Origin of the sequence: Psychrobacillus sp. FSL H8-0483 (assembly GCF_038637725.1) — a bacterium.
GTDB lineage: Bacteria > Bacillota > Bacilli > Bacillales_A > Planococcaceae > Psychrobacillus.
In genome coordinates this window covers 2,861,860-2,877,032 of the sequence record NZ_CP152052.1, presented here as the reverse complement: position 1 = coordinate 2,877,032, position 15,173 = coordinate 2,861,860, and the positions used below count along the sequence as shown (strand labels likewise).

The 15,173-nt window shown below is 36.4% G+C and carries 13 protein-coding genes, 1 pseudogene and 2 other annotated features; of the genes and pseudogenes, 13 read left to right on the top strand and 1 reads right to left on the bottom strand.

The window, feature by feature from the left end:
• Positions 1-8: 8 nt before the first annotated feature.
• From MHB48_RS13775 to MHB48_RS13745, 7 genes are all read left to right on the top strand, one after another.
• Positions 9-1,367, top strand: coding sequence for a DnaD domain protein (locus MHB48_RS13775; protein WP_342601390.1), 1,359 nt, complete (start codon positions 9-11; stop codon positions 1,365-1,367).
• A 9-nt stretch (positions 1,368-1,376) separates the two neighbouring features.
• Complete coding sequence (dnaI, locus tag MHB48_RS13770) at positions 1,377-2,315, top strand: primosomal protein DnaI (RefSeq protein WP_342598584.1); 939 nt, start codon at positions 1,377-1,379, stop codon at positions 2,313-2,315.
• A 159-nt stretch (positions 2,316-2,474) separates the two neighbouring features.
• Positions 2,475-2,706, top strand: a binding site (T-box leader).
• A 52-nt stretch (positions 2,707-2,758) separates the two neighbouring features.
• Positions 2,759-4,684 (top strand): threonine--tRNA ligase, encoded by a 1,926-nt coding sequence (gene thrS, locus MHB48_RS13765; RefSeq protein WP_342598583.1) that lies wholly within the window; start codon positions 2,759-2,761, stop codon positions 4,682-4,684.
• Positions 4,685-4,748: 64 nt separating this feature from the next.
• Positions 4,749-4,898, top strand: a sequence feature (ribosomal protein L20 leader region).
• A gap of 89 nt (positions 4,899-4,987) precedes the next feature.
• Positions 4,988-5,494, top strand: coding sequence for a translation initiation factor IF-3 (infC, locus tag MHB48_RS13760; protein ID WP_053588660.1), 507 nt, complete (start codon positions 4,988-4,990; stop codon positions 5,492-5,494).
• A 30-nt stretch (positions 5,495-5,524) separates the two neighbouring features.
• Positions 5,525-5,725: a 50S ribosomal protein L35 gene (gene rpmI / locus MHB48_RS13755; protein WP_053588661.1), complete on the top strand. Its 201-nt coding sequence runs from the start codon at positions 5,525-5,527 to the stop codon at positions 5,723-5,725.
• A 46-nt stretch (positions 5,726-5,771) separates the two neighbouring features.
• On the top strand, positions 5,772-6,131 hold the full coding sequence (gene rplT, locus MHB48_RS13750) for a 50S ribosomal protein L20 (protein ID WP_340922272.1): 360 nt from the start codon (positions 5,772-5,774) through the stop codon (positions 6,129-6,131).
• Between the two features lie 154 nt (positions 6,132-6,285).
• Complete coding sequence (locus MHB48_RS13745) at positions 6,286-6,570, top strand: DUF1294 domain-containing protein (RefSeq protein WP_342598582.1); 285 nt, start codon at positions 6,286-6,288, stop codon at positions 6,568-6,570.
• A 12-nt stretch (positions 6,571-6,582) separates the two neighbouring features.
• Here MHB48_RS13745 and MHB48_RS13740 read toward each other — a convergent pair whose 3' ends face one another.
• Positions 6,583-6,966, bottom strand: a complete 384-nt coding sequence (locus MHB48_RS13740; RefSeq protein ID WP_342598581.1) for a sigma-w pathway protein ysdB — start codon at positions 6,964-6,966, stop codon at positions 6,583-6,585.
• 93 nt (positions 6,967-7,059) lie between these two features.
• Here MHB48_RS13740 and MHB48_RS13735 point away from each other — a divergent pair, with 93 nt between their 5' ends.
• The 6 genes and pseudogenes from MHB48_RS13735 to MHB48_RS13710 all read left to right on the top strand — a co-directional run.
• Positions 7,060-7,545, top strand: coding sequence for a dUTP diphosphatase (locus tag MHB48_RS13735; RefSeq protein WP_342601389.1), 486 nt, complete (start codon positions 7,060-7,062; stop codon positions 7,543-7,545).
• 234 nt (positions 7,546-7,779) lie between these two features.
• Positions 7,780-9,693 (top strand): DUF2207 domain-containing protein, encoded by a 1,914-nt coding sequence (locus tag MHB48_RS13730; protein ID WP_342598580.1) that lies wholly within the window; start codon positions 7,780-7,782, stop codon positions 9,691-9,693.
• A gap of 78 nt (positions 9,694-9,771) precedes the next feature.
• Positions 9,772-10,860: a M42 family metallopeptidase gene (locus tag MHB48_RS13725; RefSeq protein WP_342598579.1), complete on the top strand. Its 1,089-nt coding sequence runs from the start codon at positions 9,772-9,774 to the stop codon at positions 10,858-10,860.
• A 505-nt stretch (positions 10,861-11,365) separates the two neighbouring features.
• On the top strand, positions 11,366-12,331 hold the full coding sequence (argF, locus tag MHB48_RS13720) for an ornithine carbamoyltransferase (protein WP_342598578.1): 966 nt from the start codon (positions 11,366-11,368) through the stop codon (positions 12,329-12,331).
• 233 nt (positions 12,332-12,564) lie between these two features.
• On the top strand, positions 12,565-14,730 hold the full coding sequence (locus MHB48_RS13715; protein ID WP_342598577.1) for an S-layer homology domain-containing protein: 2,166 nt from the start codon (positions 12,565-12,567) through the stop codon (positions 14,728-14,730).
• Positions 14,731-14,790: 60 nt separating this feature from the next.
• Positions 14,791-14,949, top strand: a pseudogene (locus tag MHB48_RS13710) (peptidase M28); the annotation flags it as partial.
• Positions 14,950-15,173 lie beyond the last annotated feature (224 nt).

Genomic DNA, 15,173 nt, shown 5'->3' with positions numbered 1-15,173 from the left:
AATTGTCGATGTTATATAAGGAGCTACAGCCAGCAGATTTGTATATGATTCGCTTGCCATATTCTTTTTCAGACTATGATCGTCAGTTATTAACTTTATTTTATCAACCACTAGTTGGAGCTGAAGGCATTAGCCTGTATTTAACACTATGGGCAGATGGAGAATTAAGAAACAACGAACAATGGCCGCATTATCAACTCATGAATGTATTAGGTGTTTCAATAGGCAAGATCTTTCAGGCGAGAATAGCTCTCGAAGCTATAGGATTGCTTCGTACATGGCAAAAGTCAGAGGAAGATGGCCGTGTTTTTTACTACGAGCTCGCTGCTCCCTTAGACGCAGAGTCCTTTTTAAAGGACCCTCTATTGTCCATGTTTTTGCTGAATAAAATTGGAGAAAATGCTTATAAACAATTGCGAAACCGCTATATACATAAAGCAAATTGGAATAATGGATTTACAGATGTTTCTCGAACGTTTATGGATGTTTTTAAACCGTCTACGAAAACCGGAAGTGTTATCTCCCATACAGATGAATTTGAATCAAAAGAAAGAAAGTCTTCTATTCCTTTTTACTATGAAGAATTCGATTTTGCTTTATTACAAGAAGGTTTATCCGAACAATTGGTACCAAAATCTGCGATGACCATTGAAGCAAAAGAAGTGATTGCTAAACTTGGGTTTTTATATAATTTAAATCCAATTGAAATGCAAAAAGTGGTTATTCTTGCTTTGGATGACGAATTACATCTTTCAGAGGCTAGATTAAAAAAAGCATGTGCAGACTACTATAAACTTACTGTTTCCAAAACTGCACCAGTCATTGAGAAAATAATGGAACAACAGGTAAAGCCAATTCCAAAAAATAGTCAACCTTTATCGAAAGAAGAGGAACTGATACATTATTTAGAAACAACTTCCCCAACAGTTGTATTAAAAGATATTGCAAATGGAAAAGAGCCCATTCTTGCGGATGTCCAACTAGCGAATTATTTTGTGACTCACTATAAAATGCCTATTGGTGTTGTAAATGTTTTATTGCAATATGTACTTCTTCGAACGGATATGAAGCTGACGAAAAACTATGCAGAAAAAATTGCTTCCCATTGGATGCGAAAAGATGTAAAAACAGCAAAGCAAGCAATGGAGCTGGCAAGAAATGAACATGAACAATATATTAAATGGAAAAATGAAGGCTCTAAGCAGAAATCCTATGCGAAAAAACCAACACGCGAAGAAAAAGTTCCGGACTGGTTTTACAAAAAAAATGGGGAAACAAAGCAATCTGGAAACGAAACGAATGGAATACAAAATATAGATGAAGAACGACAAAAACTACTAGCCGAACTAGGTGTCAAGAAAAGGTAGGTGACGCAGATGGAACGAATAAATGAAACATTAAAAAGAGTCATATCACCGGAATTTACCTCTAGATTAGATGACATGAAACAGGAAGTTTTAGAAAATCCAGGAGTACAAAAGTTTTTGGAAGAAAATGCTGCCGATATTTCCAAGCAAATTGTAGATAGAAGCTTAAGTAAACTCTATGAGTATAAGTCTCAATCCCATGATTGTGTGTCCTGTCCTTCTTTAGAGCAATGCGTGAATCACCTAAAAGGATATGAGCCAAAACTTGTATTGGATCGAAACTTAATTGATTCAGAATATGTACGCTGTAAGCGCGGCGTCATTGAGGATGAACGGAAGAAAGTAACATCTATGATAGATAGCATTCATATGCCGAAAGAAGTAATGGAAGCTAGTCTTTCTGGTGTTGATTTAGAGGATGGAAGTCGTGTAGTAGCAGTTCGCGCTGCAAAAGACTTTTTAAACGAGTGGGAAAGTACGAATGTATTGCCAGTAAAAGGGCTCTATATTTACGGACAGTTTGGGGTTGGGAAATCCTATCTGTTAGGGGCATTAGCTAATGAGTTGGCAGCTAGACATATACACTCGGTAGTTGTATACGTTCCGGAATTTTTAAGGGAAATGAAACAAGCAATTCAAGATCAGTCACTTGCTGAAAAAATTGAATTTGTAAAGCGTGCTCCTGTTCTTATGCTAGATGATATAGGTGCGGAAACGATGTCGAGTTGGACAAGAGACGAGATTTTAGGCACCATCCTTCATTTCAGAATGTCAGAGCAATTACCTACATTTATGTCGTCCAACTTCAATTATGATGAATTGCAGCATCATTTATCATTTACCCAACGTGGTGAAAAAGAAGTGGTGAAAGCCGGCAGAATAATGGAGAGAATCCGTGCGCTAACAATTCCTATTTCACTCAAAGGGAAGAACTGGAGAGAAAATTAACTTTTTTTAGTAATTTTCAGCGATAAACTTGCGCAAGAACAATCGTTTCGTCGGAATCGAACCAAAACGCTCAAGTAGAATTAAGTGAGCCTTGTGATTTTCTTAAGAACGACTTGCAAATGGTTTTTTGGTGGCGTATAATCATTTTCATAAGAATAAGTAAATGCGTTGAAGAGGACAACAATCAGTTTGTACGACTTTTAAGAGAGAGAAGCCTTGGCTGGAAGCTTCTTAAGTATCGGCAATCGATTTACCACCTTGGAGCAATAGCTGTGAACTAATTATTTAGCAGCTGTCGGTCACCGGCCCGTTAGCCGATGCAGAGCTTCGTCTATTTTTATTTTGGATAGACAGAAGAAGGGTGGAACCACGATTGAACCTCGTCCCTTTTTAGGGATGGGGTTTTTTGTTTTTTTTACATTTATTTAAGAGGAGTGTTCAAAATGGCAGAAATTATTAAATTGCAATTCCCAGATGGAGCAGTAAAGGAATTTCCGATGTCTACAACAACAGAAGAAATAGCTCAATCGATTAGCCCGGGATTACGTAAAAAAGCTTTGGCGGGTAAATTAAGTGGTCAACTAATTGATTTAAAAACACCAATTACAGAAGATGGCGACATTGCAATTATTACACCAGAATCCGATGAAGCTTTAGAAATTCTTCGTCATAGTTCAGCTCACTTACTTGCACAAGCTGTAAAGCGTTTGTTTAAAGATGTAAAATTAGGAATTGGTCCAGTTATTGAAAACGGGTTTTATTATGATATTGATTCACCTGAACCGATTACTGCAGAAGATTTACTGTTAATCGAAAAAGAAATGAAAAAAATTATTAATGAAAATATTGAAATTGTTAGACATGACGTTTCTCGTCAAGTTGCTTTTGATAAATTTAAAGATGATGAATACAAAGTAGAACTACTAGAAGCAATTCCTGAAGGAGAACAAGTTTCTATATACGAACAAGGTGAATTTTTCGACCTTTGTCGCGGCGTACATGTACCATCTACAGGAAAGTTAAAAGAATTTAAATTATTAAGTATTGCTGGTGCCTACTGGCGCGGAAACAGTGACAACAAAATGCTTCAACGTATATACGGGACTGCTTTCTTCAAAAAAGAAGACCTACAAGCGCATCTACAAATGCTAGAAGAAGCAAAAGAGCGTGACCACCGTAAAATTGGGAAAGAATTAGATCTTTTCATGAATTCTCAAAAAGTAGGACAGGGTTTACCACTATGGCTACCAAATGGTGCGACAATTCGCCGTGTAATTGAGCGCTACATAGTAGACAAAGAGTTAAAGCTAGGCTACAAACATGTATACACACCTGTTCTTGGTTCGAAGGAGCTTTATGAAACATCCGGTCACTGGGAGCACTATCAGGATTCCATGTTCCCTCCAATGGAAATGGACAATGAAACACTTGTAATGCGTCCAATGAACTGTCCTCACCATATGATGATTTTCAAAAACGGCATGCATTCTTATCGTAATCTACCTCTACGTATTGCAGAGTTAGGTACAATGCATCGCTATGAAATGTCAGGTGCTGTGTCAGGTTTACAGCGTGTACGTGGGATGACTTTAAATGATGCCCACCTTTTCGTACGTCCTGACCAAATTAAGGTTGAATTCCAAAAAGTTGTAGAGCTAATTATCTCTGTATATAAAGATTTCGACTTGAAAGACTACTCTTTCCGTCTATCATACCGTGATCCACAAGATACAGAAAAATATTTTGATGATGATGCAATGTGGGAAAAAGCGCAAAGTATGTTAAAAGAAGCAATGGATGAGCTTGGCTTAGATTATTTTGAAGCGGAAGGCGAAGCAGCGTTCTACGGACCGAAATTAGACGTTCAAGTAAAAACAGCGATTGGTAAAGAAGAAACTTTATCAACTGTACAACTTGACTTCTTATTACCAGAGCGTTTTGACTTATCTTACGTTGGGGAAGATGGAAAGCAACATCGTCCAGTTGTTATTCACCGTGGCGTAGTTTCAACGATGGAGCGTTTTGTTGCATTCTTAATCGAAGAATACAAAGGTGCATTCCCAACTTGGTTAGCACCAGTACAAGTCGAAATTATTCCAGTATCTAATGGAGTACATTTCGATTATGCAAAACAAATCGAGGAAAAACTAGTCGCTGCTGATTTACGTGTGGAAATGGACGACCGCGAAGAGAAACTTGGTTATAAAATTCGCGAAGCACAAATGCAAAAAATTCCATACATGCTTGTACTCGGCGATAAAGAGTTAGAGGCTGGTAATGTAAATGTACGTAAATACGGAGAACAGCAATCAGAGAGTATTCCTTTTGAAGAATTCTTAGCGCGTGTTCAGCAAGAAGTACAACATTAAGAAATATAGTTGACATACTGTTAGGTACGTGCTATAGTTATTAAGGTTATTGAATACAAGTTTGTGGTATAAGAAGAGGCTGCCCGCTTCTCACCTGTTCGACACATTAAGTTGTTGACTGGTAAGCACACGATCACTGCACATGTAGTTGCTACATGTTCTCATATCGGCGGGCAGACATAACACTTATGTCTGTCCGCTTTTTTTATTGGATCGAAAACGGCTAATTCGTTTCTACGGAATTTATGCCTCAAACCATGTATTCGCGACACTATCTGGAGGTGGATTGTTATTAGCAAAGACATGTATGTGAACGATGGCATTCGAGCACGCGAACTACGAGTTATTGATCAAAATGGTGATCAATTAGGTTTAAAAACACGTAACGAAGCACTTGAAATCGCAGGTCGTGTAAATTTGGATCTTGTCCTTGTGGCTCCTCAAGCCAAGCCACCGGTCGCTCGTATCATGGACTATGGTAAATTCAAATTTGAGCAGCAAAAGAAAGATCGTGAAGTTCGTAAAAATCAAAAAATCATCGTGATGAAAGAGGTTCGTTTGAGCCCAACGATCGATGAACATGATTTCCAAACGAAATTGAAAAACGCGATTAAGTTCCTTGAAAAAGGAGATAAAGTGAAAGCATCTATTCGCTTTAAAGGTCGTGCCATCACTCATAAAGAGATTGGTCAACGAGTTTTAGATAGATTTGCAGAAGCTTGTACGGAAGTATCTACAATCGAGTCAAAACCGAAAATGGATGGCCGTAGTATGTTCTTAGTGCTTGCACCAAAGAACGAAAAACAGTAATAGAGTACAATTGTTTAGGAGGAATTCGACATGCCGAAAATGAAAACTCACCGTGGAGCTGCGAAGCGTTTCAAAAAGACAGGTACTGGTAAATTAAAACATGACCGTGCTTTTGGAAGCCACTTATTCGCAAACAAATCTACTAAAGCAAAACGTAAACTACGTAAAACTAAAGTAGCTTCTTCAGGCGATTACAAACGTATCAAAACTTTACTTACTTACATGAAATAATAAAAGAAATTCAATCATTCGAAAGAATAGCAGGAGGTAATGAATCATGCCACGCGTAAAAAGCACACCAGTAACAAAAAGACGTCGTAAAAAAGTTTTAAAATTAGCTAAAGGTTATTACGGTTCAAAACATACATTATATAAAGTAGCAAACCAACAGGTTATGAAATCTTTAATGTATGCATACCGTGACCGTCGCAACAAAAAACGTGAATTCCGTAAATTATGGATTACACGTATCAATGCGGCAGCACGTATGAACGGACTTTCTTATAGCCGTTTAATGCACGGATTGAAAGTAGCTGAAATCGAAGTTAACCGTAAAATGTTAGCTGACCTAGCTGTGAATGATGCTTCTGCATTTACACAACTTGCAGATGCAGCAAAAAAAGCGATTAGTAAATAAGCATAGATGAAAAGGCTGATAGAGATTCTATCAGCCTTTTTTTTGCAAATAAGAAAGTATAATTTTTCTACAATGTAACTGTCCAGACTTCAGTCAGTACCTATTGGGGCAGACATAGGAGCTTACGCTTTTCTTATTAAGGAGGTCGAATCCAATGACAGAAATCATTCTAATATTTATTCTAATAATGTCTATTATCGCATTCTTTGTAATGGGGTATGATAAGTCACAAGCCAAGAAAAAAGGGCAACGAGTATCTGAGCGTACATTATGGATGCTAGCTTTAGTAGGTGGAGGAATTGGTGCCTACTTAGGAATGCAATTATTTCGTCATAAAACAAAGCATACTAATTTTCGTGTTGGCTTTTTGATGTTATTAATTGCATATATATTCTTGGTTTTTTGGCTATTAAAAACAGACAGCCCTATTATTTCTTAGGACTGTCTGTTTCTATTCATCATTCATTAATTGTTCAATAGGGCTTTTCCAATTTATTTTGGCAGAAGGATAATTCATACGTATTTCATTTTGTAGAAATCGGAAGTCTTCTTTTGTGAAGCCTTGAAGTTTAGAGGAATCTTTCGTCCAAACGAAAATAGAAACGACTTCAAATGCTTGATCGGTCGTACCTAGATACTTTTCTCCTTCAAATAAAGCACCTTTATAGGTAATAAAAAAGTTTTTACGGACATTTTTTATATCATCATAATAATAGTAGCTTTCATTCTCGTATGCTTCATCTAATTTTCTTTTAGGATCAAATAAATAGCGAAGAATCTTATAAAATACATATATAATAATGACAATTATAAGCAATCGAAATATATGGACCATCCTTAATGTCCTCCTTGTAAAATACATTGTATCTGCTATACGATAGAAGGAGTAGTTTGGTTTCAAAATAAATTAAATTTTTTGGAGGAAATGATGAATTTAGAAAAACTTTTTACAATGCAGCAATCATTAGATGAATATATTCAAACAAACAAACAAGTGGACGAAGATGTTTTTATGAAAAAAGGATTGGCACTTCTTGTAGAACTTGCGGAACTAGCGAATGAAACTCGCTGTTTTAAATTTTGGAGTGAGAAGGGACCTTCTGAAAGGACTGTTATTTTAGAAGAGTATGTTGACTCTATTCATTTTCTATTGTCACTAGGTATTACAAAAGGCTTTGATGATTTAAAAGAGTGGCCAGTAGAAAAGAAAGAAGAAGATTTAACTACGTTATTTCTATTAACAAACGCGGCTATCATAGCATTTTTACATCATACAACGAAAAGTACATATGAAAAGATTTGGATTTTATATGGCGCTATTGCAGAAAACCTAGGGTTTAGTAGTCATGATGTATTGCAAGCGTACATTTCTAAAAATGAAACAAACTATGAAAGACAAAAGAGTGGGTATTAACTTGAATCAGCAAATGTTCTTTTGCGATGAGCTTGAGCAGGAGCAGAATTCCTTCTCTTCTAGAAGAGGAGGGATGAAAGCCAGAATGCATTTTAATCAGAGTGAGCCCCAACTCACATCAAAATCTGGACGAAGTTACGCAGAAGCGTAATTGATCAGTAAAATAATTGGAACTTTTTCAAATGTAAGCCGTAAACAAACTAACATAAAAATTAGTGATGTTGAGGTGAATCAATGAAAAAGTTCTTTTTTTTAATTGTTATTTTTTTGTTAGCTCTTTCACCAAGTATAGTTGCGGAAGCGAGATCTTATTCAATAGACACGGTACATATTAAATCTTGGATTCAACCAAATGGCGATCTTTTAGTCAATGAAGTATTCACATATAACTTTGAGGGGAGCTATACAAATTTAAGGCGATCATTTCCAGAAAAGCATGAGGGAAACGTGGAAGATTTTTACGCTTATGAATTAACTACATTAAGTCCAGAGCCGGGTTTTATTGAAGATAATACGTTAATTCCGTTAAACATATCCATTGATAATGGAGTATATCGAACAAGTATAAACAAAACAAATGAAAAAGTTTCTTTTATGTATGTATATACCCTTAAAAATGCAGTGAAAACATATGATACTTACAGTGTTGCAAATGTTACGTATTTTGAAGATGGGGATGCACATGATCAAGATTATCACCAAGTAACAGTCGATTATATTCTTCCTCAATCGATGGATCCATCCAAATTCGATGGAGTGTTTTTTGATCGAAACGCAGTAGAAAATGGCAAGTCCGAATATGGAATTCGATTTTCAACACCGATTTCGGAGGAATCTTCTGTAACGAAAACAACTTTCTTTTTTCCTTCTACTGTAATGACGAGTATGGAGAAAACGAAAAGTGATGTTTCTATGAACGAGGCTTTTGAGAACGAAAAGCAACTGGCGGATGCTATGCAAAAAAAGTTATCCAATATTCCTGCACTCATGCAATTAATACCTACATTTTCACTCGCATTAGTGATCATAGCAATACTGTTCATTATTGCTTTACCTCAAAGGCATTTTTGGCGAAAAGGAACTGGTGAAAATATACTGGATATCGATATTTTATATTTATTTTCTGTGTATAAGACTGGAAAGAGGAATAAGAAAGGATTTTTAGCTGGCTTATTTTCGCTAGTTGAAAAAAAAGCTGCCATCGTAAAACCGTCAGCAGCGGCATTACGTTTTAAAAACGACCCGAAAGCACCAAAAGATACTTTATTTTTTCGATTGAAAAATGGAGGTATTGCAAAGGGTGCATCTGAGAACTATTTGATTCAATGGCTTTTTAATACAAGAAGTGGTTCGAGTAAATGGGCATTTCATTTACATGATGCAGCTGGTGCACCAAGAAAAGAAAGTGACAGAGGAATGTCCAATTATTATCATGCAAGAACGAAAGACTTTAAAAAGAATCAAAAAACATGGCATAAAAAAGTACAAGAGGAACTAGTGGAAGCTGAAACTTTTCATCCTAAATTACCTAAGCTAATAATTAGTTTAACGATTATTTTGTTGTCAACATTCGTAGCTTTCAGTAATTATGCAGACCTTCGCAGCGGTGGAGGTATTGTGTTCATTGCTCTCATTACGATATTTTTTCTTATTATCTATTGGGTTAAATGGAGCGCTAACGGATATTTTATCGCTTATATGATTTTGCTCAGTTTAATGGTAGGAGATACAGTAAATGATGAATTGATGAGTGAGATAATTGGTGCTATTTTTGCGACAATTCTTTTGTATATCGCAGTTCCGAAAAATATTCTTTCGATGAATGCTGTTCGTGTAAAAGATAATATTCGTTCTTTCCAGAGAAGTATGGGAAACGGAATTCCTGCTACACTTACGAAAGAAGAGCAGGAGAAATGGACGATACGAGCATATTTATTTGGTAGAAAAAATGTGCATATACCAGTTGCAGATGAAGCAATCCCATTAGCAGCATTATTAATAACAGGAACCGATCCAATGGACTATGTAACGAAATCATGGAAATGGTCTACAGGCATTACATCCAGCGGCGGTTCATCCGATTCAGGAGGAGCTTATAGCGATGGTGGCGGTGGTGATAGCGGCGGCGGAGGGGCAGGAGCCGATTAAAATATAGCGCTTAATTTTGAAAGTAGAATGAATTTAGAATATAATAGTTATTGCAGGTATATTTAGGAGGGCGAAATAATGACGAAGTTAGATGAAACCTTAACAATGTTGAAAGAATTAACAGATGCGAAAGGGATTCCAGGGAATGAGCGTGAACCTCGCCAAGTGATGGAAAAGTACATAACACCTTTTGCTGATAAAATAGAGTACGATAATTTAGGGAGCTTAATCGCTGAAAAAGTAGGCGATGCGAACGGTCCTAAAATTATGGTAGCAGGACATTTAGATGAAGTAGGATTTATGATTTCCAAAATTGATGATAAAGGATTTTTAAGCTTCCAAACGGTTGGAGGCTGGTGGTCACAGGTTATGCTTGCTCAGCGAGTAACAATTGTTACGCGTAAAGGAGACACAATTACAGGTGTGATTGGCTCAAAACCGCCACATATTTTAACACCGGATGCACGAAGTAAAGCAGTAGATGTAAAAGATATGTTCATTGATATAGGTGCCTCTTCCAAAGAAGAAGCAATGGAATGGGGAGTGTTACCGGGAGATATGGTCGTACCTTATTTCGAATTCTCTGTGATGAACAATGAAAAACTATTACTTGCAAAAGCATGGGATAACCGCATTGGTTGTGCCATTGCAATCGACGTATTAAAAGGGTTAAAGGATGAAAAACATCCGAATATTGTATACGGAGTTGGAAATGTGCAAGAAGAGGTTGGCCTTCGTGGTGCAAAAACTTCTACCGTAAAAGTAAATCCGGATATCGGCTTCGCAGTAGATGTAGGTATTGCAGGGGATACACCTGGAATAACAGCGAAAGAATCGACAAGTAAAATGGGTGCAGGTCCACAAATTGTGTTATTCGATGCGTCTATGGTGTCACACAAGGGATTACGTGATTTCGTTGTAGATACTGCGGAAGAAAACAACATACCATATCAATTTGAAATGATACCTGGTGGGGGAACAGATGCAGGTTCTATGCATATTTCTTTAAATGGTGTTCCATCATTGTCGATTGGAGTTGCTACTCGATATATTCATTCTCATGCAGGGATTCTACATCGCGATGATTATGAAAATACAGTCAAATTAATCGTAGAAGTAATTAAAAAATTAGATCGCGATACAGTGAACAAAATTACATTTGATTGATTTAAAACGTCTAGAAGAGCATAGTGGATGCTTTTCTAGACGTTTTTTATTTATTTAATATAGTGAATAAATTTCATAATAGGGAACTAAATATTGAAATCCGAACAAAGTGGATTTCCGCTTCAGGCGGACGCTTTCCGCGGGCTTGGCATCAGCCTCCTCGTCGCTTAGCTCTTGCGGGGTCTTCAGCTCAAGCTATTCCCGCAGGAGTCGCCGCCTTCCGCTCCAATCAACGGAAAATTGCTAGCTACTCATATATTGTGTGAAGTCAATCAATGTTGCGTACAATGTATTTTTTACAGAAGTAATAAGAATGATCAGAAGTCTGAACTTTATAAGTGTTCGGAGAAGCATCCGCTCGATTCCCGTGGAAAGCGAGCCGTAAGTTTCGGAAAACCTGATTAACTTTTCTTTTTATTTTTTGCATAAAAATTCAGTTGACTTTATGTTTATTCATAATTATAATGATAATTACATAAATATACGTAAAGGGGAGTTTTTATAAATGAAATTATTAGAATGGGTGAACTTAAAAATTGTCGACAGTTTAAAAGGAAAAGACTTATTGACGCTTTTTGATTACTCAAAAGAGGAGATAGAAGATTTAATTCAGCTTGCAGTTGATTTGAAAAATCTAACAAAAGCGGGAAAATGCCCCCCTCTTTTAGAAGGTAAAACATTAGGGATGATTTTTGAAAAACATTCTACACGAACTAGAATTTCCTTTGAAGTCGGCATGAAACAATTAGGTGGAAATGGTATGTTTATGCATGCGCGTGATTTGCAAATCGGTCGTGGGGAATCGGTTTATGATACAGGGCATGTATTATCTGGTTATTTAGATGGGATTATGATTCGTGCCAATTCGCATGAAATGGTGAAAGAGCTTGCTGAACATGCAAGTATTCCTGTCATTAACGGATTAACGGATATTTATCATCCATGCCAAGCTCTTGCGGACATTTTAACGATTCATGAAGTGAAGGGATATACGAAAGGTTTGAAAATTGCATATATCGGGGATGGGAATAATGTAGCGCACTCCTTAGTTATAGCAGCCGCATACATGGGTATGCATATTGCAGTAGCAACTCCGGTTGGATATGAAGCGAATGAAGGCATTATCGAAAAAGCAAAAGCAATTGCTTTAGAAAACGGTGGTTCGTTATTTGTATCGAATGATCCAGTAGAAGCTGCAGTGAATGCGGATATTATTTATACAGATGTTTGGACATCTATGGGGCAAGAAGAGGAAACGGAGAAGCGTTTAGCTGACTTTAAAGAATTCCAGATCAATGATGGACTAGTAGCCAATGCAAAATCAGACTATATGTTTTTACATTGCTTACCTGCGCATCGAGAGGAAGAGGTTACTACATCTGTAATTGATGGGCCAAACTCATATATTTTCCAACAAGCTGAAAATCGTTTGCACGCTCAAAAAGCGGTACTTGCTTCCGTAATGGCATAATGTACAACAGAATGTGATGGCAGGGTTTGCCTAGCGGTCTGCTATAATATAAACGCGATGTCGATCGTCAAGATGGATGGCTTCATCGCTACATAGGAAGAGTGATTCGGGAGACGCTGAATCACTCTTTTTTTTACGTAACAATATTCCTAAATATAGATATTTAAAAACAATATTTCCAAATAAATGTTATACTACTAATTACATTAAAGTGGAAAGGGTTTTAAAAGAATATGAGAACAATTTATATTTTATTATTTTCAATATTGTTTATGGTATTTATTCCGAATGCTTATGGAAACGTACTTGCAGCTAGCGATACTACCAACAAGATTCAAGAAGTTACAATGGACGCAAAATTTACAGATGTCTCCGATGCATACTGGGCAAAAAATGAAATTATGCAACTTGTAGACATGGGAATAATGACTGGGGATCGAGATTTACAATTTCGACCCGATTTATTTGTGACAGTCGAAGAAGCAGAAGTAGTATTGACAAAAGCATTTAAACTAGAGCCACATATGTTAAGAAATTATCTCTTGGGAGATAAGAAAGACTTTGTAACGATGAAGCAAGTAGAAGCTGCACTAGAACACGCAATTAACGTGACAGAAACAGAGGAGAATAATAGTTCGCTTCTTGAAGGAAAAAGTGAATTAGTATCCCTACTTAGCACACCCTCCATTAATAAAAATAATTTCTCAAATTTGAATAATACGATCGATCGTGCTACATTCGCAGTTATGTTACATGAAGCACTAGTTAAAAGTGGAGCCATAAATACGATTAAGAATTACTCCCTAAAGAATTTATCGTTTTCAAATAATTACAGTCCACTCCATTCAGAAGCAAATTTAATGAAAGTTTCGTTTGATGAACACCCAATTTATTTAAGATCGACTGAAAATATTGTGTTTACAAATCATACAAGAATTGATAATTCATTTTCACGTGATAATGATTATACCTATGATGTAGGTATGAACGGTGCGACAATTGAGTTAACTGTTCGTTCTTTTGATAATGGGGATTACTTTTTATTTTCCAAAATCGATAATCCAACTAACTCTGCTGTAGCAGTTGATGTTATTCAAAAGGAAAATCAAGTTGATTCATTAGAACTCTTCCGTTATGATCGCTACGAAATTAAACGCAGTAGTAAGGATGTTTTTGGAAGTGATATCACGTCTTATCCAACAGGATTACTTCGCTTTGTGAAGCAAGATGGTACAGTAGAAGAGCGTATGGTAGGTCAATCGTATATATCTAAACAGTTATCTTTAACGTATCCGAATAATGGACAAAGCTATATGCGCGATTTGCTTGCTGAAAAAGAAGCGTTATCGTATGCACAAGTTGGTGAGACATTAATGTCCATTCATACATTGGAATCTGAAGGTAAAGATATTGTTGAACAGTGGTACTTGAATGCAGATAATCCATTATTTTCTAGTAATGAGCATATGGAAAACTGGATGCTCGAATCGTCGGAGAACTACAAAAAGCGTAATAAGTGGTACACCGCAGACGGTCAATACAGTAAAATGGCTACAACAACCGAACCAATGCCAGAGTCTGGTCAAGGATACGGACGAATTTTATTATTACAAAAAGAGGATCGCGCATTAGTCTTATATAATCAACAAAAAGACCGTTATTTTGAGAACTTAATCTATAATTCTTTTGTTAACTTAAAGAACTTTAAAGGTGACAAGGGATATTGGGAAACAGAAGTAACAAGTACGTATTTGAAAAGTTTATATGAAATTACCGCTCCATTTATTGATACACGCTTTAACGAACAAATTGCGTTGTTTTATTATAATAGTGCGGATGCATTTGGAATTGAAAATGGAAAAGAGCCCCTTCGTAATTATGCAGACTTACTTGTATCACAGAAAAGTAAAGGCAATGTCATTCCAGTAGATGATGAATCTTATTACATTTCTGATTACTTCCCAGTCGTGCAAGATACCACAACACATGCTTCCATGAATCATGTGTTAGGAGGTATGAATATATTACTAATGGCTTACAATGAGTTTCATGATGAGAAATATTTAGAGGCGGCACATGCCATTCAAACAGCGATTGCAAAGGATAAGGATGATTGGATTCGAGATAACGGGGATATTTGGTACCGTATTTCTCCAGTTCAAGATTATAAAGGTGACGACTATAAGCACCTTACTTTAGAGGATTTAATTAATTCGTATAAGCTTTGGAAAGATATAGACCCAACCTATTTACCGTTACTGGAGGAAATGATTGCTTCCAAAGCATCCTATTTATCGAATGAAAACCTAGGGTACACATCGAAAATTAAAAATGGATTAGCTGATATCGGGTTAATGCAATACCTTCCAGTAGGAAATGAGCAAACGGACGCATTATAAAAAATATTTTTATAATTAGAATAAGAGACTAACTCTGAGATTATATTTTGCACACCTAGAACGGATGCAGGTTCTATGCATATTTCTTTAAATGGTGTTCCATCATTGTCGATTGGAGTTACTACTCGATATATTCATTCTCATGCAGGAATTCTACATCGCGATGATTATGAAAATACAGTGAAGCTTGTAGTAGAAGTCATTAAAAAGCTAGATTGAGATGCCGTAAATAAAATTACATTTAGTTAATAAGGAACGACTAGAAAAGCTAAAATAGATGCTTTCCTAGTCGTTTTTATTATTCTAAAATTGCGTATAAATTCACTTTACTTTATATTTATTCACCAATCTGTCGGGCGTGTATCGGACTTTCACCGACTAGTTATTACCCATGCTGGGCGCACCAAAAAAGTGCTGAAGTTAAGCAGAATTTCTGCTAGCTA